At 71.3% G+C, this 25,549-nt stretch carries 25 protein-coding genes; 18 read left to right on the top strand and 7 right to left on the bottom strand.

Annotated elements, in window-relative coordinates; translation table 11 throughout:
- Positions 1-8 precede the first annotated feature (8 nt).
- The 11 genes from ACVN90_RS14820 (at position 9) to ACVN90_RS14770 (ending at position 10,606) form a co-directional block, all read left to right on the top strand.
- The gene (locus ACVN90_RS14820) at positions 9-1,058 is read left to right on the top strand and encodes a D-2-hydroxyacid dehydrogenase (RefSeq protein ID WP_475098978.1); all 1,050 of its coding nucleotides are present in this window, start codon (positions 9-11) and stop codon (positions 1,056-1,058) included.
- 11 nt (positions 1,059-1,069) lie between these two features.
- Entirely contained in the window at positions 1,070-1,843 is a 774-nt protein-coding gene (locus tag ACVN90_RS14815) for an SDR family oxidoreductase (RefSeq protein WP_475098977.1), read from the top strand.
- A complete protein-coding gene (locus tag ACVN90_RS14810) occupies positions 1,833-2,894 on the top strand; it encodes a zinc-binding dehydrogenase (RefSeq protein ID WP_475098976.1) in 1,062 nt (353 codons plus the stop codon). Before ACVN90_RS14815 ends, ACVN90_RS14810 begins: the two co-directional genes overlap by 11 nt.
- 1 nt (position 2,895) lies before the next feature.
- Entirely contained in the window at positions 2,896-3,426 is a 531-nt protein-coding gene (locus ACVN90_RS14805; RefSeq protein ID WP_475098975.1) for a gluconokinase, read from the top strand.
- A gap of 307 nt (positions 3,427-3,733) precedes the next feature.
- Positions 3,734-5,089 carry an MFS transporter gene (locus ACVN90_RS14800; protein WP_475098974.1) on the top strand — a complete coding sequence of 452 codons (1,356 nt, stop codon included), beginning with the start codon at positions 3,734-3,736 and terminating at the stop codon, positions 5,087-5,089.
- 148 nt (positions 5,090-5,237) lie between these two features.
- The gene (locus tag ACVN90_RS14795) at positions 5,238-5,630 is read left to right on the top strand and encodes a TOBE domain-containing protein (RefSeq protein WP_475098973.1); all 393 of its coding nucleotides are present in this window, start codon (positions 5,238-5,240) and stop codon (positions 5,628-5,630) included.
- A gap of 1 nt (position 5,631) precedes the next feature.
- Entirely contained in the window at positions 5,632-6,438 is an 807-nt protein-coding gene (gene modA, locus ACVN90_RS14790) for a molybdate ABC transporter substrate-binding protein (protein ID WP_475098972.1), read from the top strand.
- On the top strand, positions 6,435-7,265 hold the full coding sequence (locus ACVN90_RS14785; RefSeq protein WP_475098971.1) for an ABC transporter permease: 831 nt from the start codon (positions 6,435-6,437) through the stop codon (positions 7,263-7,265). Before modA ends, ACVN90_RS14785 begins: the two co-directional genes overlap by 4 nt.
- The gene (locus ACVN90_RS14780) at positions 7,262-8,362 is read left to right on the top strand and encodes a sulfate/molybdate ABC transporter ATP-binding protein (protein WP_475098970.1); all 1,101 of its coding nucleotides are present in this window, start codon (positions 7,262-7,264) and stop codon (positions 8,360-8,362) included. The genes ACVN90_RS14785 and ACVN90_RS14780 overlap by 4 nt, the downstream gene beginning before the upstream one ends.
- 12 nt (positions 8,363-8,374) lie before the next feature.
- A complete protein-coding gene (locus ACVN90_RS14775) occupies positions 8,375-8,983 on the top strand; it encodes an N-acetyltransferase family protein (RefSeq protein ID WP_475098969.1) in 609 nt (202 codons plus the stop codon).
- Positions 8,984-9,049: 66 nt separating this feature from the next.
- Positions 9,050-10,606, top strand: coding sequence for an SDR family oxidoreductase (locus ACVN90_RS14770; protein ID WP_475098968.1), 1,557 nt, complete (start codon positions 9,050-9,052; stop codon positions 10,604-10,606).
- A 12-nt stretch (positions 10,607-10,618) separates the two neighbouring features.
- Here ACVN90_RS14770 and cydC read toward each other — a convergent pair whose 3' ends face one another.
- Both cydC and cydD read right to left on the bottom strand, forming a co-directional pair.
- The gene (cydC, locus tag ACVN90_RS14765) at positions 10,619-12,295 is read right to left on the bottom strand and encodes a thiol reductant ABC exporter subunit CydC (protein ID WP_475098967.1); all 1,677 of its coding nucleotides are present in this window, start codon (positions 12,293-12,295) and stop codon (positions 10,619-10,621) included.
- Positions 12,292-13,992 (bottom strand): thiol reductant ABC exporter subunit CydD, encoded by a 1,701-nt coding sequence (cydD, locus tag ACVN90_RS14760; RefSeq protein ID WP_475098966.1) that lies wholly within the window; start codon positions 13,990-13,992, stop codon positions 12,292-12,294. Before cydD ends, cydC begins: the two co-directional genes overlap by 4 nt.
- A gap of 96 nt (positions 13,993-14,088) precedes the next feature.
- On the opposite strand from cydD, the gene ACVN90_RS14755 reads away from it, so the two are divergent.
- The gene (locus tag ACVN90_RS14755) at positions 14,089-15,378 is read left to right on the top strand and encodes an alpha/beta hydrolase (RefSeq protein ID WP_475098965.1); all 1,290 of its coding nucleotides are present in this window, start codon (positions 14,089-14,091) and stop codon (positions 15,376-15,378) included.
- Positions 15,379-15,429: 51 nt separating this feature from the next.
- Here ACVN90_RS14755 and cydB read toward each other — a convergent pair whose 3' ends face one another.
- Entirely contained in the window at positions 15,430-16,467 is a 1,038-nt protein-coding gene (gene cydB, locus ACVN90_RS14750; RefSeq protein ID WP_475098964.1) for a cytochrome d ubiquinol oxidase subunit II, read from the bottom strand.
- Positions 16,468-16,485: 18 nt separating this feature from the next.
- Entirely contained in the window at positions 16,486-17,931 is a 1,446-nt protein-coding gene (locus ACVN90_RS14745; RefSeq protein WP_475098963.1) for a cytochrome ubiquinol oxidase subunit I, read from the bottom strand.
- Between the two features lie 324 nt (positions 17,932-18,255).
- Between ACVN90_RS14745 and moaA the strand changes: the two genes are divergently transcribed.
- Complete coding sequence (gene moaA, locus ACVN90_RS14740; protein WP_475102137.1) at positions 18,256-19,257, top strand: GTP 3',8-cyclase MoaA; 1,002 nt, start codon at positions 18,256-18,258, stop codon at positions 19,255-19,257.
- A gap of 1 nt (position 19,258) precedes the next feature.
- Positions 19,259-20,170: a formate dehydrogenase accessory sulfurtransferase FdhD gene (gene fdhD / locus ACVN90_RS14735; RefSeq protein ID WP_475098962.1), complete on the top strand. Its 912-nt coding sequence runs from the start codon at positions 19,259-19,261 to the stop codon at positions 20,168-20,170.
- An 11-nt stretch (positions 20,171-20,181) separates the two neighbouring features.
- Here the strand turns inward: fdhD and ACVN90_RS14730 are convergent, their stop codons facing one another.
- The gene (locus tag ACVN90_RS14730) at positions 20,182-20,790 is read right to left on the bottom strand and encodes an ArsR family transcriptional regulator (protein ID WP_475098961.1); all 609 of its coding nucleotides are present in this window, start codon (positions 20,788-20,790) and stop codon (positions 20,182-20,184) included.
- Positions 20,791-20,849: 59 nt separating this feature from the next.
- Positions 20,850-21,221 (bottom strand): hypothetical protein, encoded by a 372-nt coding sequence (locus ACVN90_RS14725; RefSeq protein ID WP_475098960.1) that lies wholly within the window; start codon positions 21,219-21,221, stop codon positions 20,850-20,852.
- 328 nt (positions 21,222-21,549) lie between these two features.
- Between ACVN90_RS14725 and ACVN90_RS14720 the strand changes: the two genes are divergently transcribed.
- Positions 21,550-22,965 carry an amidase gene (locus tag ACVN90_RS14720; RefSeq protein WP_475098959.1) on the top strand — a complete coding sequence of 472 codons (1,416 nt, stop codon included), beginning with the start codon at positions 21,550-21,552 and terminating at the stop codon, positions 22,963-22,965.
- Between the two features lie 120 nt (positions 22,966-23,085).
- Positions 23,086-24,021 carry an SDR family oxidoreductase gene (locus ACVN90_RS14715; RefSeq protein WP_475098958.1) on the top strand — a complete coding sequence of 312 codons (936 nt, stop codon included), beginning with the start codon at positions 23,086-23,088 and terminating at the stop codon, positions 24,019-24,021.
- 15 nt (positions 24,022-24,036) lie between these two features.
- Here ACVN90_RS14715 and ACVN90_RS14710 read toward each other — a convergent pair whose 3' ends face one another.
- Complete coding sequence (locus tag ACVN90_RS14710; RefSeq protein WP_475098957.1) at positions 24,037-24,252, bottom strand: hypothetical protein; 216 nt, start codon at positions 24,250-24,252, stop codon at positions 24,037-24,039.
- 137 nt (positions 24,253-24,389) lie between these two features.
- On the opposite strand from ACVN90_RS14710, the gene ACVN90_RS14705 reads away from it, so the two are divergent.
- On the top strand, positions 24,390-25,133 hold the full coding sequence (locus ACVN90_RS14705; RefSeq protein ID WP_475098956.1) for a sulfurtransferase: 744 nt from the start codon (positions 24,390-24,392) through the stop codon (positions 25,131-25,133).
- Positions 25,130-25,543, top strand: coding sequence for a DUF3054 domain-containing protein (locus ACVN90_RS14700; protein WP_475098955.1), 414 nt, complete (start codon positions 25,130-25,132; stop codon positions 25,541-25,543). The genes ACVN90_RS14705 and ACVN90_RS14700 overlap by 4 nt, the downstream gene beginning before the upstream one ends.
- Positions 25,544-25,549 lie beyond the last annotated feature (6 nt).

The following is a 25,549-nucleotide window of genomic DNA, read 5'->3' as shown; positions in this document are numbered from 1 at the left end:
AAGTGAATATGTCCGACCGTCTCCGCGTTGTCGTCGCCGCGCCCTTCGATCCTGCGCTCGCCCCCGTCATCACCGACAACGAGCCGCGCATCGACCTCATCGTCGACCACGACCTCCTTCCGCCGATGCGGCACGCCGCCGACTTCTCCGGCGACCCGTCGTTCCGGCGCACCGCCGAGCAGCAGCGCGAGTTCGATGCGCTCGTGGACTCCGCCGACGTGCTGTACGGCATCCCCGATGTCGATTCCGCAGCGCTCGCGCGCACGGTGCGAGCCAACCCGGGCCTGCGCTGGGTGCAGACCATGGCTGCCGGCGGCGGCGCACAGGTGCGCGCGGCCGAGCTGGAGTCGCGGGAGCTCGAGCGCGTGACCTTCACCACGAGCGCCGGCGTTCACGGGCGACCGCTCGCGGAGTTCGCGGTATTCGGTGTGCTGGCCGGAGCCAAGGACCTTCCCCGGCTCGCTGCGCAGCAGCGCTGGCGCCGGTGGACCGGCCGGTGGGCCATGAAGCAGGTGTCCGACATGACCATCCTCGTGCTGGGCCTCGGCGGCATCGGCCGCGAGACCGCGCGCACCCTGGGCCTCCTCGGCGCGAACGTCGTCGGGTTCAGCCGTTCGGGCGAGGGAGCGCCCGAGGGCACCGTGGGGGAGCGCATCGACCGGCTCGCCGAACACCTGCCGCAGGCCGACGCGATCGTCGTCACGCTGCCTGGCACCGCCGCGACGGAGGGACTGGTCGGCGACGCGGTGTTCGACGCCGTCAAGCCCGGCGTCATCGTGGTGAACGTGGGCCGGGGCACCGTCATCGACGAGGACGCGCTGGTGCGCGCCCTGGCCGACGGCCGCGTGGGCTTCGCCGCGCTCGACGTGTTCGCCGTGGAACCGCTCGCCGGCACCAGCCCGCTGTGGGACCACCCGAACGTGCTCGTGAGCCCGCACACCGCAGCACTCGACCCCCGCGAGGAGCGCCGCATCGCCGAGCTCTTCGCCGACAACGCCACGCGCCTCCTCGATGGCAGGCCGTTGCGCAACGTCGTCGACACCGTCGAGTTCTACTGAAAGGCCGCGCGATGACCACGTCTCTCTTCGACCTGCGGGGAAGAACCGCCCTCATCACCGGCTCCACCCGTGGCATCGGGTCCGCGCTCGCGGACGGCCTCGCCGCGGCCGGCGCCGACATCATCGTCAACGGCACGACCGCCGAGGGCGTCGAGCGCGCCGTCGCGGCGCTCGCCGAACGCCACCCGGAGCGGCGCTTCACAGGCCGGGCTTTCGACATCACCGACGAGGACGCCGTGGAGGAGGCCGTCGCCGGCATCGTGTCCGACACCGGCGACATCGACATCCTCGTGAACAACGCGGCGGTGCAGCACCGCGAGCCCATGACGGAGCTCGCGGCTGCTGACTGGCGACGCGTGATCGAGCTCGATCTGACCGCGCCTTTCCTGGTGGGCCGGACTGTCGCGCGCGGGATGCTGGCACGCGGCGCCGGCAAGATCATCAACATCTGCTCCATCCAGACCGATCTGGCGCGGCCGACGATCGCGCCCTACACCGCCGCGAAGGGCGGCTTGCGAAACCTCACCCGGGCGATGACCGCCGAGTGGGCGAGCGGCGGACTGCAGATCAACGGCATCGCGCCGGGGTACATCCGCACCGAGATGACGCAGGCGCTCATCGACGACACGGCCTTCAACTCATGGGTCGTCGGACGCACCCCGTCGGGCCGCTGGGGCGAGGTCGAGGACCTCGTCGGGCCGGCGGTGTGGCTCGCGTCCGACGCGTCGCGCTATGTCAACGGCCAGGTCATCTTCATCGACGGAGGTATGAGCGTTGTCGTCTGAGCACTCCCACACCGGCGCACCGGCGCACCGCGTTCGCGCGCTCGTCGTGCACGCGGCGAACGATGTCCGCATCGACGAGGTCGCCGCACCCGCCCCCGCGCCCGATGAGGCCGTGCTGCGCATCGCGTACGGCGGCATCTGCGGCTCAGACCTGCACTACTGGAAGCACGGCGCCGCCGGCCAGAGCATCCTGCGCGCGCCGATGGTCCTGGGCCACGAGGTCGTCGGCGTTGTCGAGACCCCCGCCGCCGACGGCACCGGCCCGGCGCGGGGAACCGCGGTGGCCGTGCATCCGGCCACCTACGGCGCGTCCGCGCAGCGCTTCCCCGAGGCTCGACCGAACATCTCGGCCGGCGTCAGCTACCTCGGATCCGCCGCGCGGTTCCCGCACCAGGACGGCGGCTTCGCCGACCGCGTCGCCCTGCCGGTGGCGATGCTGCGTCCGCTGCCCGACTCGCTCCCGCTGCGGACCGCCGCCCTGATCGAGCCGGCGAGCGTCGCCTGGCACGCCGTCCGTCGTGCAGGAGACGTGGCGGGCAAGCGCGTGCTGGTGGTGGGCTCCGGCCCCATCGGGGCGCTGATCGTCGCGGTCGCGGCGGCGCAGGGCGCGTCCGAGATCATCGCGGTGGATGTCCAGCCGTACGCCCTCCAGGTGGCCGAGCGGGTCGGTGCGACACGCACGCTGCTGGCATCCGCAGCGGACGAGATCGCGGCGGCCGACGCCGACGTCGTCTTCGAGTCGTCCGGCAACCCGCGCGGTGTCGCGTCAGCTCTGTCGGCTGCTACTCGCGGCGGCAGAGTGGTTCTGGTCGGCCTGCTGCCGGACGGCGACGTCTCGGTTCCGCTCGCGACCGCCATCACGAGGGAGCTCGACGTCGTCGGTTCGTTCCGGTTCCACGACGAGATCGACAGCGTGATCACGGCCCTGGCCGACGGATCGCTCCAGATCGACGCCGTCGTCTCCCACGAGTACCCGCTCGAGGATGCCCTCGATGCGCTCGCAGTGGCCGCCGACAGCGGCGCGTCCAGCAAGGTGCTCCTGAGGTTCTGACATGGCTCCCTCTTACTGGGTGACCGCACCCCTCATCGTCGTCATGGGCGCCTCGGGGTGCGGCAAGTCCACGATCGGCGAGATGCTCGGTGAACGGCTCGGGGTGCCGTTCGCCGACGCCGACGACCTGCATCCCGCCGAGAACATCGCGAAGATGACAGCGGGCCTACCCCTGTCGGGTGACGACAGGCGCCCGTGGCTGCAGGCAGTCGGGTCGACGCTGCGCCGTCACGAGGCGGGCGGCATGGTGATGGCGTGCTCGGCGCTGCGGGTGGTGTACCGCGACATCATCCGTTCGGTCGCCCCGTCCGCCTTCTTCGTGCATCTGGACGCCCCCGCCGACGTGCTCTCGAAGCGTCTGGTCATGCGCCCCGACCACTTCATGCCGGTCGCGCTCCTCGACGACCAGCTGCGCACGCTGGAGCCGCTGCGCGTGACCGAGAGCGGCGTCACGGTGCGCGCCGATCAGCGCGTGGACCGCATCGTGGCCGCGGCCGCACGGGGGATCAAGGCGCGCAAGGCGTACGCGTGAGCCGGTTGCGCGTGAGCCCGCGCGGCGCGCATGCAGAGCTGCAGCGCCGCGCATCCGTTGCGACTGATCCCGGTGCGGCATCGACTCCACCAGGTGGCAACGGTTTTGGCACAGTCAGGTGCCCGGTTCGGCGATTCTGTGCGCCAAACCACTGAGGTCGTCGGTCTGGATGGCACAGGCTTGGCACAAAGCTTGTCTTCCTGCGCGACGCTTCCATACCCTTCGACGACAAGCAAAACTTGCCCCCACCCCCACCGAATCGCACGCAGCACCCGACCGTGCCCCTGAACCCGCCAACGGAGGCGAGATGACCACCACCACCACGAAACCGAACAAGACTCCCGTCAAGGCGGCGATCGCCTCCTGGGTCGGAACAACGCTCGAGTACTACGACTTCGCCGTCTACGGCACCGCGGCGGCGCTCGTGCTCAACGACCTCTTCTTCCCGCCCGAGCTGCCCGAAGGCGTCCGCGTGCTCCTCAGCATGGCGACGCTCGCAGTCGGATATGTCGTGCGGCCGCTGGGCGCCTTCATCCTCGGCCCGCTCGGCGACCGCTTCGGCCGCAAGTTCGTGATGATGCTGACCCTCTTCGGGATCGGCGTATGCACGTTCATCATCGGCTGCCTGCCGACGTACGAGCAGATCGGCGTCCTGGCACCTGTCCTCCTCGTGCTGATCCGGCTCATCCAGGGCCTGTCGGTGTCGGGCGAGCAGGCGAGCGCGATCTCCATGAGCCTCGAGCACGCTCACGATCACCGCCGGGCGTTCACCGCGAGCTTCGTGACGAGCGGATCCGCCTCGGGCGGACTGCTCGCGACCGCCGTCTTCATCCCGTTCGCGGCGTTGCCGGAGGAAGCCCTCCTGTCCTGGGGATGGCGCGTGCCGTTCTGGCTTTCGGCCGTCGTCGTCGTCGTGGCCTACCTCATCCGCCGGAATCTGGAGGAGCCGCCCGCGTTCCTCGAGGCGCAGGCGCTCAAGGCAGAACTCCCGCCGATGAAGCAGGTTCTGCGCTTCCACTGGCTCACGATCATCCGCGTCGCCGCCTGCGCCATCATTGCGGGCGTCAGCTATCTGTTCGCCACGTTCTCGGTCGCCTTTGCGACGACCGGCTACGGTCTGGACAAGGCCACGATGCTCTGGGTCCCGGTCCTCGCGAGCCTGCTCGCACTGCTGTACACCCCGGCCGCCGGCTACGTCGCCGACATCATCGGACGCAAGACCGTGTTCATCATCGGCGCCGTCGGGGCTGGTGTGACGACCGTGCCGTACCTCTGGGCGATCACACAGGGCAACTGGCCGCTGATCTTCGTGCTCGGCATCCTCTGCAACGGCTTCTTCTACTCGACGGCCAACGCCGCGTGGCCTGCGTTCTTCGCGGAGATGTTCCCGAACCGTGTGCGCGTCTCAGGCCTCGCCGTGGGCACGCAGATCGGCTTCGCGATCGCCGGCGCGATCGGGCCGGTCGCCTCGACCGCGCTGGCGGGCGAGGATCTGCAGAACTGGATCGGTCCTGCATGCCTCGGCCTCGGACTCATGCTCATCGCTGTGATCTCCGCCCTCACCGCGCGCGAGACTCGCCGGTACACGCTCGACCAGGTCGACGAGCTGCAGCAGAGCCAGAACGAGAGGGACGCCGTCACGGCCTCCATCCGTCTGCCCTGACCCCAACGGGTACACCAGCACTGAGCCCGGGATCGCCACATCGGCGTCCCGGGCTCTTCGTGTCGATGTGCCGGAGGGTCATGGAAAGTACCGCACCAGCGGTAACAAACCACGATTCCATCCGCATCTGCGGTGCTAGCGTGAGGGCATGGCCAGCTACAAGATCGCCGAAGCGGCGCGCCTGCTCGGCGTGAGCGACGACACCGTCCGACGGTGGGTCGACGCCGGCACTCTGCCGACGACCGGGGCGTCGCCGATCGAGATCCCCGGCGACGCGCTCGCCGCCCACGCGGTCGAGCTGGCCGCGACGCCCAAGGATCCTGCCGACGTGCTGTCGAGCGCCCGCAACCGATTCGTCGGACTCGTCACCCGCGTGCAGGTCGACGGCATCATGGCGCAGGTCGACATCCAGTCCGGTCCGCATCGCGTGGTCTCGCTCATGTCCTCCGAGGCGGTGCGCGAGCTGGGGCTCGAGGCCGGATCCCTCGCCGTCGCCGTGGTCAAGGCGACGAACGTCATCGTCGAAACCCCGAAAGGCTGACATGCCGCGCTTCGCGCTTCTGCGTACCTCCGTCGTCTTCGCCGCCCTCGCGCTGCTCCTCACCGGCTGCGCGACGGGCGCCGACCAGGATCCGGCCGCGACGTCGGCGCCGACGACGTCGGCCGAGCCCGAGCTCGCCGGTGACCTCACGGTGTACGCGGCGGCGTCGCTGAAGGCGGCGTTCGATGAACTGGCGACGCAGTTCGAGTCGCAGCATCCGTCCGTCGATGTCCAGCCGATCACATACGACGGCTCATCGACGCTCGCGACGCAGATCATCGAGGGCGCGCCAGTCGACGTGTTCGCGTCGGCCGACGAGAAGAACATGCAGAAGGTCGTCGACGAAGGGCTCGCGTCGGACGCGCAGCTGTTCGCCACCAACACGCTCGTGCTGGTCGTGCCCGCGGGCAACCCCGGCGGAGTCGAGAGCCTCGACGATCTCGCGAACGCCGACCTCACGGTCGTGCTCTGCGCCGCCGAAGTGCCGTGCGGCGCGGCGTCGACGACGCTGCTGTCGAACGCGGGCGTCACGCCGAGCGTCGACAGCTACGAGCAGAACGTGACGGCGGTGCTCACGAAGGTCGCCGCCGGCGAGGCGGACGCGGGACTGGTCTACGTGACGGATGCTGCGACCACCGACGACGTCCAGGCGATCGAGGTAGATGGGGCCGAGGATGTCGTCAATCGCTACCCGATCGTTGCGCTGTCGGCCGCCGCGAGTCCTGCGGTCGCCGACGCGTTCGTCGCGTTCGTCGTCGGCGACGAGGGCCAGCAGGTGCTCGCGGCCCTCGGCTTCGGGGCGCCATGATCATCGAGGCGACGCACGCGCCCGTGCGCGAGGAGCGCGCGGGATTCGTGCCGCGTGTGCTCGCCGTGCCGGCGGTGATCGGGCTCGCTCTTCTCGTGCTGCCGCTGGGCGCGCTCGTGCTGCGGGTCGAATGGGCGACGCTGTGGAGCGACGTCACCTCACCCGAGGCGCTGTCCGCCCTGGGGCTCTCGCTCGCGACGGGCGCGGCGGCCACGGCGGTGTGCGTCGTGCTCGGAGTGCCGCTGGCGCTCCTCATCGCCCGCAGCACCGTGCGGAGGGCCGCCGTGCTGCGTGCCCTGGTGACGGTGCCGCTGGTGCTGCCGCCGATGGTCGGCGGCGTCGCCATGCTGTTCCTCTTCGGCCGCACCAGCTGGCTCGGCGGAGTCCTCGCGGAGTGGGGTATCCGCATCCCGTTCACGACCACGGCGGTGGTGATGGCGCAGACTTTCGTCGCGTTGCCGTTCCTCGTGCTCGCCCTCGAGGGAGCGCTGCGGTCGACCGGCGTCGGGTTCGAGCAGGCGGCTGCGGGCCTCGGCGCGGGGCGCTGGACGATCCTCGCCCGCGTGACGCTGCCGCTCGCCGCCCCGGGACTCGTCGCGGGCATCGTGCTGTGCTTCGCGCGCGCGATCGGCGAGTTCGGGGCGACGGCCCTGTTCGCGGGCAACGCGCCGGGCGTGACGCAGACGATGCCGCTCGCGATCTACACGGCGTTCAACGGTGCCGGCGTCTCGCAGGGGACGGCGGTCGCGCTGTCGCTGCTGCTGCTCGTGACCGCCGTCGGGGTGCTGCTGCTCGTGCGCGCGTGGCGGGCGGAGGCTCCGCGATGAGCGCGGTGCTGGCGGAGGGGCAGACGGATGCCGAGCCGGGCGCCGCAGCGGGGCTCGACGCGCGGGTCGTGGTGCGTCGCGGCGGTTTCGCGCTCGACGCCGCGCTGCAGGTGCCGGCGGGAGCCGTCGTCGCCCTCATGGGACCGAGCGGCGCCGGCAAGTCGACGCTGCTCGGGGTGCTCGCGGGGCTGACGGGCTTCGACGAGGGGCACATGCGGTTGAACGGGCGCACGCTGGACGCGTCTCCGGCCCGTCGAACGCCGCCCGCGTCGCGCGGAGTGGTGCTGCTCGGTCAGGATCCGCGCCTGTTCCCGCACCTCAGCGCGCGCGACAACGTCGCGTTCGGACTGCGCGTGCATGGTGCGACCAAAGCCGCCGCCGCAGACGGAGCCGTCGACTGGCTCCGGCGCGTCGGCCTGGAGGGTCTCGGCGGGCGCCGTCCCGCGCAGCTGTCGGGGGGCCAGCAGCAGCGCGTCGCGCTCGCGCGTGCGCTCGCGACGGCGCCCGCGGCCATCCTCCTCGACGAGCCGCTGACGTCGCTCGACACCGAGACCGCCGCCGATGTGCGGGCGCTTCTGCACCAGCAGCTGGCTGCCACCGCCACGACAGCGGTCGTGGCGACCCACGACGCGGTCGACGCGGTGGCGCTGGCGAGCCGTCTCGTGGTGCTCGAAGGAGGCCAGGTCACGCAGTCGGGTCCGGTCCGTGACGTCCTCGCGTCTCCGGCCACTCGGTTCGCCGCGGCGGTCGCGGGTCTCAACCGGGTGGAAGGGAGGACGGATGCCGCCGCCTGGCGTGCCGGGAACCTCGTGCTTCCGGTGCCGGCGGGGGCGCAGCATCCGTCTCTCGCGGCCGTCTTCCGGCCGAGCGATGTCCGGGTCGTCGACGGACCGCCGAGCGGTGCGGGGCAGTGGACCGCGCGAATCGTGCGACTCGAGCAGACGCCCGCGGGTGTGCGGGTGCGCACCGCCCACCCGGACGTCGCCGTGGACGTCGCCGCGGACCGGGCGGCGGGGCTGGCGCCCGGTGATCCGATCACGCTGCGCGTCGACCCGGCCGACGTCCGTTTCGTCGAGACCGGTGGTGGGCGGCCGTAGACTCGGCCGGTGATGCGAATCCGCCCCTTCCGGCCGGGTGACGAGCCCGCCCTCGCCGAGATCTGCCTCAAGACGGCGGATGCCGGCGCCGACGCCACGGGCCTCCTCGACGACGACGATCTCTGGGCCGAGATCTTCGTGCTCCCGTATGCAGCACGTCACCCCGAGTTCGCCTTCGTCGTCGAGACCGACGACGACCGCGTCGTGGGCTACGTCGTCGGCGCGCCGGACTCGGCCGCGTTCGAGGACTGGTTCCATGCCGAGTGGTGGCCGCGGTTCGCCGACCGCTGGCCGAAGCCGCAGGGCGACCCGCTGCCGGTGAGTGTCTCGCGCCAGGACGGCATCGTCCGCTACGCGTATGCGCGACACGGCGGCGCGCAGCCCTTCGGCGATGAGTACCCCGCGCACCTGCACATCGACCTGCTGCCCGAGACCCAGGGACAGGGGCTCGGCCGCCGCCTCATCGAGACGCTCGAGGACGCCCTGCGCGACGCGGGCGTGCCCGGCCTCCACCTCGTCGCGTCATCCGACAACACGGGGGCGATCGCGTTCTACCCGCGCGTCGGGTTCGAGCCGCTGCCGTCGCCGGAGGGGGCACACGTCTTCGCGACGCGCCTCTGACCTACGCCCTCGGGCAGCCGACGTCAAGCCGTTGGGGTCGCGGGAGGGCTCCCGTAGTCTGCGGACGTGGACGACGTCTCGGCGCCGACCGGCCGCGAGCCGGCCCTCACCGCCATCCCGCGTGCGGACGGCTCCGCGCCGCGCGCCCTCGTGCTGGGTGCCACGGGGTACATCGGCGGGCGCCTGGTGCCGCGACTGCTCAACGCCGGGTACGAGGTGCGTGTGCTGGCGCGCGATCCGGCCCGGGCGGCAGCGCTGCCCTGGGGCGACCGTGTCGAGGTCGTCGGCGGAGACGCCACGGACGCAGCATCCGTCAGCCAAGCGGCGCGTGATGTCGACGTGCTCTACTATCTCGTCCACTCGATGTCGGGTGGCGCGAAATTCGCCGACGCGGATCGTCGCGCCGCACAGACGGTGGCGGAGGCGGCGGCGGCCGCATCCGTCGGACGGATCGTGTATCTCGGCGGCCTGCACCCCGACGGGGTGACGCTGTCGCCGCACCTCGAGTCGCGCGTCGAAGTGGGGGAGACCTTGATCGGCAGTGGCGTGCCGACCATCGTGCTGCAGGCGGGCGTCGTGATCGGGTCGGGGTCGGCGTCGTTCGAGATGGTGCGCCACCTCACCGAGGTGCTGCCGTACATGCCGGCGCCGAAATGGGTGCGCAACCGCATCCAGCCGATCGCCGTGCGCGACGTGCTGCACTACCTGCTGGGCGCCGCGCGGCTGCCCACCGACGTGAACCGGGCCGTCGACATCGGCGGGCCCGACGTGCTGCGTTACGGGCAGATGATGAACGGCTACGCGGTCGAGGCGGGCTTGCGCCAGCGACCCATCGCCGCGCTGCCGGTGCTGACGCCGCGGCTCGCCTCGCACTGGGTGAACCTGGTGACGCCGATCCCGCGCTCGATCGCGCGCCCGCTGGTCGAGTCGCTGCAGAACGAGTGCATCGTCAACGACCACGCGGTCGACGACCTGATCCCGCCGCCCGACGGAGGCCTCACGCCCTACCGGACGGCGGTGCGGCTCGCGCTCGGTCGCGTCGAGGCGGACGCGATCGAGACGAGCTGGCAGGATGCCGAGGTGCTGGGCGCACCGAGCGACCCGCTGCCGAACGATCCCGACTGGGCCGGACGGGTGGTGTTCACCGATGTTCGCAGCGCGCACACGCCGGCGTCGCCGACGGCGCTGTGGGGCGTGATCGTGGGGATCGGCGGCGAGAACGGCTGGTACTCGTCGCCCCTGCTGTGGGCCGTGCGCGGGTGGATGGACCGCCTCGTCGGGGGCATCGGGCTGGCCCGCGGTCGACGCAGCCGCGACAGGCTCGCGGTCGGCGACGCGCTCGACTTCTGGCGCGTCGAAGCTCTCGAACCGGGACGGATGCTGCGCCTCCGCGCCGAGATGAAGGTGCCGGGTCTCGCGTGGCTCGAGCTGCAGGCGTCGCCGGACGGCGACCGCGGCGGCTCACGCTACGACCAGCGCGCCGTGTTCTTCCCGCGCGGGCTCGCGGGGCGCCTGTACTGGCTCGCGGTGGTCCCGTTCCACGGGTTCATCTTCGCCGGCATGGCGCGGCGGATCACTGCGACGGCGGAGGCCGTGGTGGAGGATCCGGCGGCGGCGTCCTGACCGAACCCGTGATCAGCCCGCGAGGCGTCCGTCCTCGATGCGCACGACACGGTCGACGAGCCCGTCGGGCACAGCGACATGCGAGATCAGCACCACGGCCTGATCCTCGCGCACGGCGCCGAGAAGATCGGCGAGGAGGCGATCGGAGCCTTCCGGGTCGACGCCCGCGGTCGGCTCGTCGAGCACGAGCACCGGGAAGCCTCGCAGCAGCGCCCGCGCGAGAGCGATGCGCTGCGCCTGCCCGCCCGAGACGAGTGCGCCGCGCTCGCCGACGCGCGCGCCGAGTCCGCCGCGCTCGCGCAGCCAGGGGCCGAGACCGACGCGCTCGAGGGCGGCCTGGAGTTCGGCGTCCGTCGCGGTGTCGCGCGCGAAGAGGAGGTTCTGGCGGATGTCCTCGTCGAAGAGCATCGGATGCTGCTCGCACAGGCCGACCGTCAGCCGGACGTCGTCGGGGGAGAGGTCATGCACCGAGCGGGGTCCGACGTCGTAGCCGCCCTCGGTCTCGAGAAACCGCACCAGGGCGTGCGCGAGGGTGCTCTTGCCCGCGCCGCTCGAGCCCATGACGAGCACGCGCTCGCCCGGACGGATCGCGAGGTCGACGTCATGGAGCGCGGACTCGGCCGCGCCGGGCCACCGCACGCTCGCCGCGTGCAGGCGGATGCCGTCGCCGAGCGCGGGCGCATGGCCGGTGGCCTCGACGGTCTCGGGGGCGAGCTCGGCGGGCGCGGTGGCCGGGAGCGAGTCGGCGATGCGCTCGGCCGACGCCCGTACCTGACGCCACGCCGACGCGGCCATCGGCACGGAAGCGAACACCTCGAACACTGCCATCGGCACGAGCACGGCGACCGCGACGGACGGGCCGGTCAGGGAGCCGGATGCGGCACCGGGCGCCGCGACGAGAATCGCGGCGATCGAGGCGGCGCCGGCGAGGAGCGAGACGAGCGCGGCGGTGCCCGCCTGGGCTCCGGAGCGACGGATGACGGCGCGGCGCAGGTCGGCGTCGGCGCGGGCGATGCGCTCCCGGCTCTGCGCCTCGGCGCCGAACGCCGTGAGCACGTCGAGGCTGCTGATGTGGTCGAGCACCGCGTCGGCGAGGCGGGCGCGCAGCGGCGCGATGGCGCGTTCGGCGCGGGCGCCCGACATCCATCCCCACAGCGTCGCGATCGCGGCGGCGATCACCAGGCATGCGAGCAGAGTCAGGGCGGCGGGCCACCACACGAATGCGACCAGCACGACCGCGCCGAGAGCGACCAGAGCCGACGAGACGAGCGGCTGCACGACCCGCAGCGGGAGGTTCTGCAGCTCGTCGACGTCGTCGACGAGAGCCCCGAGCACCGAGCCTCGGCGCGTTCGCGCAAGCCCGTCCGGAGCCAGCGGAACGAGCCGGCGCACGAGGTCGGCGCGCGTCGAGGCGAGCTGCCGAAGGGCGGCATCGTGGCCGGTGAGGCGTTCGAGGTAGCGGAACGAGGCCCGCGAGATCGCGAAGAACCGCACGCCGACGACCGCGGCCGACAGGTACAGCACGGGCGGCTGCTCGCTCGCGCGCACGATGAGCCACGCGCTGACGGCGAGGAGCGCGACTGCCGAGGCTTCCGACGCGAACCCGGAGGCCAGAGCCCACCAGAACCGCCGGACGGGTGGCATCGCCCCGCGCAGCACCGCCCCTCGAGATGTCGCCGGGGCGGTCATGCGAGCACCTCGCTCGGCTCGAGTCGCACGACGTGGTCGGCGATGGTGCGCGCAGAGGTGCGGTGCGAGATCAGCAGGACCGTGGCGCCCTCGTCGGCGAGGAGACGGATGCCGCGCCACAGCCGGCCTTCCGTCTCGGGGTCGAGTGCCGAGCTGGGTTCGTCGAGCGCGATCACCGGGGCGTTCCCGCGCAGGTGCCGGTAGAACGCGCGGGCGACCGCGACGCGCTGTGCCTGGCCGCCCGAGAGGCCGGCCCCCTGCACGCCGAGCTCCTGCGCCGGATCGAGAGCAGTCGCGCAGGCGAGGTCGAGCGCCCGCCGCACGGTCTCGGGATCGGGTGCCGCATCGCCGAGCGTGACATTGTCGGCGATGCTGCCGGTGAGGAGCCCCGGCCGCTGGCCGGCCCACGCGAGCCACTCCGACGGCGTGAGGGTGCGCAGGTCACTGCCGCCCCACGACGCGTCCCCGTCGAACGCGGCAGCTCCCCGCAGCGCGGCGAAGAGGCTGGACTTGCCGACCCCGCTCGGCCCTTCGATGAGGGTGACGGTGCGCGGTGCGGCCGTCAGGTCGGCGGGCGGCAGCATCCGTTCTCCGCGTTTCACGCGCATGCCGTCGAGCACGAGGTGAGCGCCGCGCTCAGGCGTTTCGACTCTGCGTTTCGACTCGCCAGCTCGCTCAACGACCGGGGGGAGAGATGCCGCTGGAACGGCCCGCGCGGCGTCGAGCACGTCGAAGACGTCGTCGGTCGCCGCGACGCCCTCTGCCGCGGCGTGGAACTGCACGCCGACCTGGCGCAGCGGCAGATACGCCTCGGGCGCGAGCAGCAGCACGAAGAGCCCGACGGCCAACGTCAGCGCACCGTCGATGAGCCGGAACCCGATCGACACCGCGACGATGGCGACGGCGATCGACGCGAGGAACTCGAGCGCGAACCCCGACAGGAACGAGACCCGCAGCACCCGCATCGTCTCGCGGCGGTACTCGGCGGTGACCCGTTCGATGGATGCGGCGGCCCGGTGCTGCCGGCCGAACACCTTGAGCGTCGACAGACCCTGTACGGTGTCGGCGAACCGCGAAGCGAGGCGCTGGAGGGTGCGCCACTGCCGGTGCTGCACCGAGCGCGTGGCCAGGCCGATGAGCACCATGAAGATGGGGATGAGGGGGAGGGCGAGCAGCACAGTCAGCCCGGAGATCCAGTCTTGCCACCACATCACCGCGAGGATCAGCGGCGTCGCGACGACGGTCTGCACGAGCTGCGGCAGGTACCGGCCGAAGTAGGCCTCGAGGGCGTCGAGGCCGCGTCCGGCGGTCACCGCGAGGGCCGCCGAGTTGCGTGCTCCGAGCCACTCCGGCCCGAGCACGCCGATCGCCTCGACGAGTCCCGTACGCAGCTGCCCCTGCACGCGCGCGGCCGCACGAGCGGCGACGGCTTCACGCGCCCAGAGCAGCACGGCGCGGAGAGCGACCACGATCGCGAGGGCGCCGAGAGTCGGCGCGAGGTCGGCCCACGGCATCCCGTCGATCGCTCCGGTGATCGCCCGCGTCAGCAGCCACGCGAACGCGACGATCACCGCGGTCTGCCCCGCCGCGATCGCGGCGATGGCGACGAAGAAACCGCGAGAGGCGCTCGCGTACCTCAGCAGCCGCGGGTCGACGGGCTTGCCGTTCACGCGAGGCGGGGCGTCCGTCTCACTCATTCCACTTCGACCCTACCTATCCCTCGCACTGTCGCAGTCCACGCGTCGACCGCTACTGTGTGTCGCACCGCACCGCGCGAAGGGGGCTGAGGCGCAATGTGGAGCATCCCGATCATCGACGGTCCGGTGCCGTGGATCGTGTACGGCGTCGCCGTCGCGCTCTTCCTGGTGCTGCTCATCCGCCGGCCGACGACACGGTGGGTGCTCACCGCGTCGCTGGCCCTCCTCGCGGGGGCGCTGGTCGGACTGGGCATCGGGCTCCTCATCGACGCGACCGACGCGTTCGGCAGCGACCCACTGCCCACGCCCGTGCTCTGGTGGGCGGCGGGTACGTTCGCCGCGATCGGCGTCGCGGTGGCGAACCTGTGGAGCTCGCCGCTGTGGCGCAAGATCCTCGGCGTCGTCGGCATCGTGGTCTTCGTGATCGCGGGCACGATCGGCATCAACGCCGTCTACGGACTCAACCCGACGCTCGGGAGCCTGTTCGGTGTCGCAGACGACAACCCGATCGTCGTGCCGACCAACACCGCGACCACCGATCCCGACGCGGGTCCGCTGTACGAGACGTTCACGCCGCCCGCCGACATGCCCGCCAAAGGGCAGCAGGGGACCCAGGTGATCCCCGCGACCGCGTCGGGGTTCGATGCCCGGCCCGCCGGGATCTATCTGCCGCCGGCGGCGCTGGTTGCGGACGCACCGGCGCTGCCGCTGGTCATCATGATGATGGGCTTTCCCGGCAACCCCGACCCGAGTTACATCGGCGGGGTGCTCGACGACTTCGCGGCGAAGAACAAGGGGCTCGCGCCGATCGTCATCGTCGCCGACCAGATCGGCCCGAGCGGCAACGACCCCGCCTGCGCCGATTCGCCGGCCTACGGCAACGCCGAGACCTACATCACCAAGGACGTCGTCGCCTGGGCGAAGCAGAACCTCCACATCATCCAGGACCCGAAGTACTGGGTCATCGCCGGCTACTCCAACGGCGGCGGCTGCGCCGTGAAGTACCTCGCGAAGTACCCCGACCAGTGGAAGAACCTCATCGACATCTCGGGGGAGCCCTTCCCCGGTTCGGAGGACCCCGGCAGCGTCACCACGACGATCTACGGCGGCGACAGCGCGGCGTTCGAGGCTGCGAAGCCGATCAACATCATGAAAGCGGCCCCATCCGGGACCTACGACGGCATGACCGCGGTGTTCACCGCGGGCTCGCAGGACCCGACCTACATCCAGGCCGCCAAGGACGTATCGGCCGAGGCGCAGGCCGTGGGCGTGACGATCACGTACTACGAGGTGCCCGGCGCCGGTCATGTCGGCGACGCGCTGACCGGCGGCCTGCAAGAGGGGTTCACAGTGATGTATCCGGTTCTGGGCCTGTCGGCGAAATGACGTCAGGGATGACGGATGCCGCGGCCCGCAGCATCCGTCATCCCTGACACGTCAGTGCGCGGGAGCCGCGGCCGCCTTCTCGATACGGGACCGGGTGACGCGCTTGCGGAAGATCCAATACGTCCAGCCCTGGTAGGCGAGCACCAGCGGCAGGAAGATGAGCGCCGCCCACGACATGATGGTCAGCGTGTAGTCGGTGCTCGACGCGTTCTCGATCGTGAGGCTGTTGGTCGCCATATCGATGGTCGACGGCATCACGTAGGGGAACAGCGCGAACCACACCGCCAGCACGGCCGTGACGATCGTGAAGGCGCCGAAGCCGAAGGCCCAGCCCTCGCGTCCGCGGGCGTTCGAGATCCACGAGGCGATGAGGAGCACCGCCGCGACGGCCGACAGGATCGCCGTGACCATCGCGAAGTCGCGGCCTTCGGAGAACGCCATGACGACGGTCCACGCGAGGAACGCCGCGGCGACCACGATCGTGAGGAGCCCCGCGCGGCCGGCGAGCCGGCGCGCATCCGCCGCGACCTGCCCGTCGGTCTTCAGCGCGACGAAGTACACGCCGTGGGTGAAGAACAGCAGCAGCGTGGTCAGACCGCCCAGGAGCCCGTACGGGTTGAGGAGGGTCAGCAGCGAACCGGTGAACTCGTGGTCGGCGTCGAGCGGCACGCCCTGCACGATGTTGGCGACCGCGACGCCCCACAGGAGGGCCGGGACCGCGGAGCCGACCACGATCATCGTGTCGAAGCCCTTCTTCCAGCGCAGCGAATCGCGCTGGTGGCGGTACTCGAACGAGACGCCGCGGAGAATGAGCGCGAGCAGGATCAGCAGCAGCGCGAGGTAGAAGCCGCTGAAGAGCGTCGCGTACCACTCCGGGAACGCGGCGAACAGGCAGGCGCCCGCGACGATGACCCACGTCTCGTTGAGGTCCCACACGGGGCCGATGGTGTTGATGACCTGGCGGCGGCTGATGTCGTTCTTGCCGAGGAACGGCAGCGACATGCCGACGCCGAAGTCGAACCCGTCGAGCACGAAGTAGCCGACGAAGAGGAAGCCGACGATCCAGAACCAGAGGTAGGCGAGATCCATGATGTGCTCCTGCAGCCCTTAGTAGACCGTCGTCGGGGTGTCTTCGACCGCCTGGGTGCGCGCATCCGGCGTCCCCGGCTCGGGAAGGGGCTCGGGACCCTTCTTGGTGGTCTTCAGGATGAGGCCGAACTCGACCACCGCGAGCGCCGCGTAGATCAGCGTGAACGCGGTGAGCGAGATGAGCACCGTCCACCCCGGCACCGAGGGCGAGACGCCGTCCTCGGTCAGCATGAGGCTGAACACGATCCAGGGCTGGCGGCCCATCTCGGTGAAGACCCAGCCCACGAGGATCGCGAGCAGCGAGGCAGGCCAGGCCCAGATCGCCAGGCGCCACGCCCACGCGGGGACCTCGCGCTTGGCCTTCTTGCGCGTGAGCCAGAGGCCGACGACCCCGACGAGCGCCGCGACGCTGCCCAGGCCGATCATCCAGCGGAACGACCAGTAGGTGACCCACAGGATCGGAGCGAAGTTGCCGTCGACCTGGTCGGCGAACTGCGGGAACAACTCGGTCGTGTAGAGGGTGTTGAGGTCGTTGATGCCCTCGACGCAGCCGTCGAACGAGTGCGTCGACAGCAGCGACAGCAGGTACGGCACGCGAATCGAGAACAGCTCGCTCGTGCCGTCGGGCGTGCCGAGCGTGAAGATCGAGAACGACGCGTCCGCACCGCACACGGTGTCGAACGTCGCCTCGGCGGCCGCCATCTTCATCGGCTGCGTCGCCACCATCACGAGGCTGAGCTGGTCGCCCGAGATCGCGACGCCGGCGAAGGCGGCGATCAGGCCCCACAGGCCGAACTTCAGCGACGAGCGCATCATCTCGACGTTCTGCTTGCGCAGCAGGTGCCAGGCCGAGATCGAGACGATCACGCCGGCCGTCATCATGAACGCCGCGAAGAGCGTGTGGGGCAGTGCCGCCAGCGCCACGGGATTCGTCAGCACCGCGAAGAAGTCGGTCATCTCGGCGCGGGAGCCATCATCTGCCATGGTGAATCCGACCGGGTTCTGCATGAACGCGTTGGCGGCCAGGATGAAGTACGCCGAGAACCATGCGCCGATCGTCGCGATCCAGATGCTCGCGAGGTGCAGCGCCTTCGGCAGCTTGTCCCAGCCGAAGATCCAGAGGCCGATGAACGTCGCCTCGAAGAAGAAGGCCATGAGGCCCTCGAAGGCGAGCGGGGCGCCGAAGACGTCGCCGACGAACCGCGAGTAGGACGACCAGTTCATGCCGAACTGGAACTCCTGCACGATGCCCGTCACCACGCCCATCGCGAAGTTGATCAGGAAGATCTTGCCGAAGAACCTCGTGAGGTGCAGCCACTTCACGTTGCCGGTGCGGAACCAGGCGGTCTGGAAGATCGCCACCGTCAACGCCATGCCGAGCGTGAGGGGGACGAAGAGGAAGTGGTACAGCGTCGTGAGGCCGAACTGCCAGCGCGCCAGCAGCAGAGGGTCCAGCAGATCCACGATGCGATTCTCCGATCGTTCCGGACTGGGTCTGATCACCGTAGCATGTGGTCAGACCACACGGGCGACAAGCCCCAGCGGGCGCCCAGTGGACCCAGATTCCCAGGAATCCGGGGTCGAGGCCAGCCTCCTCGCCGTGAATAATGAGGTTGCAGCGGCGCCCGCCGTCCGCGGCGCGACTACCCTCGGAAACATGGCGAGCCGTGCACAGCGATCGGAGCCGGGCGCGTGAGTGCGATCCCGGTCACGATCGGGCGACGGATGCCTCGTTCCGCGGCATCCGCTGATCACGGCGCGTCCGCGCCCTTCGCTGCGGTCGCGTCGATGGGCGCCCCGTTGGTGGACACGCATGGGCGGGTGCATCGGGATCTGCGGATCTCGTTGACGGACCGGTGTTCGTTGCGGTGCACGTACTGCATGCCCGAGCAGGGCAACGAGTGGCTCGCGAAGACGAGCATCCTGACGCTGGACGAGATCGTCCGCATCGCGCGGGTGGCCGCGGCGGACGGCATCACGACGTTCCGTCTCACCGGCGGGGAGCCGCTGCTGCGCGCCGACATCGTCGAGGTGGTGCGCCGGCTCGCGGCGATCACCGGCCCGGACGGGCGGCCGGTGGAGATCGCGATGACGACGAACGGGATCCGGCTGCCGGAGCTGCTGCCCGGCCTGGTCGAGGCGGGACTGAACCGGCTGAACATCTCGATCGACACGCTGCGGCGTGACCGGTTCCATGCGCTGACCCGCCGGGACCGGCTGGACGATGTGCGGGAGGGGATCGCGGCGGCCGCGGCATCCGGGTTGCGGCCGTTGAAGCTGAATGCGGTGGCGATGCGGGACGTCAACGACGACGAGCTGGTCGACCTGGTGGAGTTCGCGATCGCGCATGACGCGCAGATGCGGTTCATCGAGCAGATGCCGTTGGACGCGGGGCACACCTGGGATCGGTCGCGGATGGTGACGCAGGACGAGATCCTGACCGCGCTCGCGGCGCGGTGGACGCTGACGCCGGTGCCCGGCCGGGGCGGGGCTCCCGCGGCACGGTGGACGCTGGACGGTGGCCCGCATGCGGTGGGGGTGATCGCGTCGGTGACGGCGCCGTTCTGCGGCGACTGCGACCGGTTGCGGCTGACCGCGGACGGGCAGCTGCGCAATTGCCTGTTCTCGACCACCGAGTACGACCTGCTGCCGATCCTCCGCGCCGGCGGTGACGACGGGAAGATCGATGGGATGCTGCGTTCCTGCGTGCACGGCAAGCTGCCGGGGCATGCGATCAACGACCCCGCCTTCCTGCAGCCCGCGCGCGGCATGAACGCGATCGGCGGCTGACATGGGCCGCATCACCACCCGCACCCCCGTCACCCGCATCGCGCTGAACGACGGCGCTGTCGCCGTGCGCCGCCGCGCCGACACGCTCGTCGTCGAGGAGCCGCTCGAGATCCGCATCGCGGGGGAGCCGCTCACCGTCACCATGCGCACCCCCGGGAACGACATCGAGCTCGCGGCCGGATTCCTCGTGTCGGAGGGCGTGATCGCAGCCTCCCGCGACCTCCGCTCCGCGATCCACTGCGGTGGCCCGGGCACGGGCTCGGTCGCGCCGACCCCGCTGCTCACGATCGGCGTCGGCGCCCCGCCGGAGGCGTCGACGGAGAACACCTATAACGTGCTCGACATCGCGCTCGCTCCCGAGCTCGCGCCGCTCGTGACCGACATCGCGCGCAACTTCTACACGACGAGTTCGTGCGGCGTGTGCGGCACCGCGTCGATCGAGGCGATCGAGAAGCAGTCGCGCTACGACGTGGGCGCGGATGCGGTTCCCGTCGACGCGACCCTGCTCACCGGCCTTCCCGACGCACTGCGGGCGGGGCAGACGGTGTTCGACAAGACGGGCGGCCTCCATGCCGCGGCGCTGTTCGACGCCGCGTCGGGGGAGCTTCTCGTGCTGCGCGAAGACGTCGGCCGGCACAACGCGGTCGACAAGGTGATCGGCTGGGCCGTGCTCGAAGACCGGCTGCCGCTCAGCGGAACCGTGCTGCAGGTGTCGGGCCGGGCGAGCTTCGAGCTCGTGCAGAAGGCCGTGATGGCCGGCATTCCCATCCTGTCCGCCGTCTCGGCGCCGTCGTCGCTCGCCGTCGAACTGGCGACGGCCTCCGGACTCACCCTCCTCGGATTCGTACGCGGGTCGTCGATGAACGTCTACTCACGCCCCGAGCGGGTGCGGGTGGCCGCCGCGGTGCGCTGAGCCGACCGGTTTCAGCCGCGTGTGGTCGCGAGCTGCACGACGCAGTGCGTCGGGTCGCACGACGGCGCGATGCCCTCGACGCGCAGCGGGCCGCCGGCCTGGGCGAGCACGCTGTCCATGAGCGCGACGTGCACGCTGCACAGCACGCCGCGGTGCTCGGCGGCGGGCACGTGCGGGCACGGAGTCAGGTCGACCGTGAGGTCGCGTTCGTCGACGAGGGGATCGAACCCGGCGTCGCCCAGGTCCTCGACGAGCGCGTCGAGCTGATGCAGCGCGTCCGCGCCGAGTTCGGCATCCGTGTCGGATCCGTACACGCGACGCAGCAGATCCCCGCGACGGGCTGCCTCCTCCGCCCGCCGGACAGCGACAGGGCTCGAGCCCTCGTCGGAGCCGGTGGCCGCGGAGTAGAGCACGCGCGGGCGGCCGCGTGTGGTGCGACGCTCGGTCTCGGCGATCACGTACCCGGCGTCGATGAGGCGCTGCACGTGCTCGCGCACGGTGTTGGCGTGCAGGCCGGTCGCCTCGACGAGCTCGGCGATCGCCCGCAGCGGGCGCTCCTGCAGGAGGTGCATGATCTCGACGCGGGAATAGCTCGAGATCGCGCTGTACCCGGTCGTCATGGTCCCATTATCGCGGGACGCCACCACGACCGGGTGCGCGCAGGATCAGCCGTGTCGGATCAGAACAGCTGGCCGAAGATGAGGATCGCGATGAAGAAGACCGCGACGATGCCGACGATGATCGCGAGCGTGCGGCCGGACAGCTTCGCGACGCCCCAGCCCACCAGCACGGGGATGGCGAACAGGAACAGCGCCACGATCCACCAGAACGCCGAGTAGGCACCGCTCGTCGCCTCCTCCAGACGCCCGCCGAAGAGCGACTGCGTCGCGGGGTGGGTCGCGAACCGGACGGCGATGGAGATGGGGACCGCCACGAACACGAAGACGATGAGTCCGATGAGCCAGCCCCAGAGGGTGGAGCTTCCGCCGCCCGAGAGGACGCCGCCGTGAAGCTCGGGTTCGGGCTTCTGCTGCTGCTTGCCTGATGCCATGGGCATGACTCTAGTGGCGCCCGGTGGTGCGGCATCGCACGATTCGCACGATTCGTCCCGGACAGGGCGCTGTCCGCCGGCGGGGACGGGCGGACAGCGTCGGGGCGCCAGGGAGAGCCGCCACTGGGGGAGCGGTCTCCGCGCTCACCATCCACGATCGCCGTCCGTCAGGGGGGTGGAGCTTCGGGGCGCGCGGTCGCGGGGTCTGAGATGAAAGGTACGCCCGCCCGCGCTCAGTGCAAGGGGTATTGCCTGTGCGTTCCCTGAGTGCTACGCGGTCGCGCCGATCGCCGAAGTCCGCGGACGCTCGTGGTGGGATGGGACGGACATGAGCCAGCCGCTGCTTCCCCCCGATTCCGCCGTCGAGATCGCCGCTGCCGTACGGGAGGGGCAGGTGAGCGCACACGCGGTGGTCGAGGAGCATCTCGCCCGAATCAGGCGTGTGGATCCCGGTGTCAACGCGCTCACTGTCGTGTTCGCCGACCGTGCACGCACGGCCGCCGCGCAGGTGGATGCCGCGCTTGCCGCCGGCCGCGACCCCGGACCCCTCGCGGGCGTGCCGATCTCGGTGAAGGAGAACATCGACCTCACCTGGTCGGCGACGACGAACGGCTGGCGGGGCCTCGCCGACGCCGTGCCCGTCCGAGACGCCGCGATCGTCCGCCGCCTGCGCGATGCCGGGGCCGTGCCCGTCGCACGCGGCAACATGCCCGACTTCGGCATGCGGTGGGACACCGACAACGACGTGTTCGGCCGCACCCTGAACCCGTGGAACCGCGAGCGCAGCGCCGGCGGATCCAGCGGCGGCGACGCGGTCGCGGTGGCGACCGGGATGAGTGCCATCGGTCTCGGCAACGACTTCGGCGGCTCGCTCCGCGTCCCCGCGTATGCCGCGGGCGTCGTCGGCCTCCGCCCGTCGCTCGGCCGCGTGCCGCGTGCGGCGGTGCAGGGGCAGCCCGTCGCGCTCACGCTGCAGCAGTTCTCGGTGAACGGCCCCATGGCACGACGGGTCGACGATGTCGCGCTCGCCCTCCGGGTGATGCAGGGATGGGATGCTGACGACCCGGTGTCCGTCGCCGCGCCCGGGGCACACCCCGACGAGGTGCCGCGGCGCGTCGGCGTCGTGCGCGACGTTGCGGGCCCGGCGGTGGATGCGGAGGTGGCCCGCGGAATCGACGGGGCCGCGGCATCCCTCATCCGTGCCGGGTGGGAGGTCGTCGACGTCGAAGCTCCGCTGCTCGAGGAAGCCGCAGTGCTGTGGCGGCGGCTGTCGTGCACCGACATGCTCATCTCCCTCGACCCGGCGGCCCTGGGTCAGCCGCTCGGGCGCTCGGCCACGGCGTTCCTGCGCGACAGCACCGCGGCGGCGCGCCCGTACGAGTCGGCGCGCGAATACGCCCAGGCGTGGGCGCGCCGGGCCGCCATCGCGGCGGAGTGGCGGCGGCTGCTGGTGGACGTGCCCGTGATCCTCGGCCCGGTGTCCACCTCGCGCATGCGGGAGGTGGACTACGACCTCGGCGGGCAGGAGGCCGCCGACCGTGCGTGGCGCGACCTGTGGCTGACGGTCGTCGTCAACTTCCTCGGGCTGCCGGCGCTCGCGCTGCCCACCGGTCTCGGCGCCGACGGCATGCCCACCGGCGTCCAGCTCATCGGGCGGGCGTTCGGCGAAGAGGTGCTGTTCGAGGCGGGCCGGATCGTCGAGGCGGGGGTTCCGGCTCTCCCCCCGATTCCGTCGCTCGGTTGAGGAACCCCTGGTGCACGCACGCATCGCTGCGCCAGGCTGAGGCAGGCCGGCGGCGGGCGCGGGCCGGTATCAGCGGCATCCGTTCCTGCTCTTCCGAGACGGAGCCGGATGGAGGACGCCATGTCGCGCAGTCGGACTTCGCAGGTCAGGCTGCCCGATCTTCGGCGCCGCACCGCTCTGATCACGGGCGCGAGCGACGGTGTCGGCGTCGAGATCGCCCGGGGCCTCGCCGATGCGGGTGCCGACCTGGTGCTGCCGGTGCGCAATCGCGCCAAGGGCGCGCGGGCGATCGAGCGCATTCGGGAGACAGTGCCGGACGCCCGCGCCGACCTGGTCGACCTCGACCTCGCACGCCTGGACTCGGTGCAGGCGCTCGCCGCGGCGATCATCGCGGAGCGGACGCCGCTCGACCTCGTCGTGCTGAACGCCGGCATCGTCCTGCTCGGCGACCGCGAGCGGCACGTGAGCGCCGACGGCTTCGAGCTGCATTTCCAGACGAACTTCCTGGGGCACTTCGCGCTCACGACGGCGTTGCTGCCGCTGCTGCGGGAGCGGGGCGCGCGCGTCGTCGTGCAGCTGAGCCTGGCCGCCGGCGTCTCGCGCCTCGCCTGGGACGACCTGCAGAGCGAGCGGCACTACGCGCCGCTGCGTGCGTACGGAGCGTCGAAGGTCGCGCTGGGCCTGTTCGGCTACGAACTCGCGCGGCGATCGGCGGCGGGCGAGTGGGGCGTCACGGTGCACCTCAGCCACCCCGGCGTGGTGCCCGACACCGGGATCGCGCCGGCCATGCGCTCCCGCGATCGCGGCGGTCTCGGGCGCGGGCTCGCCGAACGCCTCGGCAGCACTCCGGCGCAGGCCGCGCAGACGGCACTTCGTGCGGCTGTCACGGATGCTGCGCCCCCGGCCTTCTTCGGCCCCACGGGCGCCTTGCACTTCGGCGGGGCAGCCGGCCCCGTGCGCTCGTACCGGCGGCTCGCCGATCCCGCGGACGGCGCGCGCATGTGGGCCGTGGCCGAACAGCTGCTGCAGGACCGCTCCGACGCCGTGCGCGCCTGACCAGATGCCCCCCGCCTACGGGACCGGGGTCTCCGGCGGCTGTGGGAACGACGGCTCCTCGGGGTGCGGTGCCAGCGGCTCTTCTGGCCACGGCGCGGTCGGCTCGTCCGGCGGCTGCGGGATGCTGGGGCCGGGACCGGGGTCAGGGCTGCCCGGCCGGGGCGAGCCGGGCGGCATCTCACCCGGCGGGGTCTGATCCGGCAGCGGCTCGGGGACGGTGGGGTCGGTCATGACGTCTCCTGCGGAGGTTCGAGGGGTGCGTTGCGCGCCCCTGCACGTGAACCCAGCCTGCGGCAGTACCCGATGACGCGGCGAGACCCTTGACACGGCGGGCGAAGGGACTCAGGCCGGCTCCGTAGGCTGGAGGTGTGGCATCCGTTCTCAACATCTCGGCGTACCTGTTCACGCGCATCGACGACACCGGCGAGCTTCGACCGGTGCTCCGCGAGCGCGCGGTCGCCGCGCGGCTGAAGGGCACGATCCTGCTCGCTGAGGAGGGGATCAACCTCTTCCTCGCAGGCGACGCCGGCGCGGTGCGAGGGTTCGTCGACGAGCTGCGGCGCGATGAGCGCTTCGCCGCGCTGACGACCAAGGAGAGCTGGTCGGCGGGGCAGCCGTTCGGCAAGATGCTCGTCAAGGTGAAGCGCGAGATCATCCGCATGGATCACCCCACAATCCGTCCCGAGGGCAACCGTGCACCCGCGGTCGCGCCCGCGACGCTGCGTCGCTGGCTCGACCGCGGCCACGACGACGACGGACGCGAGGTCGTGCTGCTCGACACCCGCAACGCGTTCGAGGTCGACTATGGCGCGTTCGACGGGGCCCTCGACTGGCGCCTCGACCGATTCACGCAGTTCCCGGATGCTGCGGCCGCCGCAGCGCCCGATCTCGAGGGCAAGACGGTGGTGAGCTATTGCACCGGCGGCATCCGCTGCGAGAAGGCCGCGATCTACCTGCGCGAGGTCGGCGTCGACGCGTACCAGCTGGACGGCGGCATCCTCGGCTACTTCGAGCAGGTCGGCGGCGACCACTGGAAGGGCGACTGCTTCGTGTTCGACGAGCGGGAGGCGCTGACCCCGGGCCTGGCACCGCGCGCGGGAGTGCCTGCGTGAGCATTTCCGGCCCCGCCTTCGCGCCGGACTCCGACGCTCGTACCGCCGGTCGCGCGGCGGTGCTGCTCGCGCTCGCGGCCGATGTCGTGCTGGTGATCGCGTTCGCCGCGATCGGTCGCGCGAGCCACGACTCCGACGTCTGGACCGGCCTGTGGCAGACCGCCTGGCCGTTCCTGGCCGGGCTGGGCATCGGCTGGCTCGTGATGCGAGCGTGGCGCGCGCCTGCGGCACCGGTGCGCACCGGCCTGGGTGTCTGGGCGATCACGGTCGGTGGTGGGATGCTGCTGCGCTGGGCAGCGGGTCAGGGCACCGCGATTGCGTTCATCATCGTCGCGTCGCTGACACTGCTGGTCGCGCTGGTGGGGTGGCGCGTCATCGTCATCGTCGTGCGACGCATGCGGCGGCGCTGAATCGAA

Source organism: Microbacterium sp. F01 (assembly GCF_056156365.1).
Note: the sequence above shows the minus strand (reverse complement) of the source record. Positions and strands in the feature narration are given on the sequence as shown.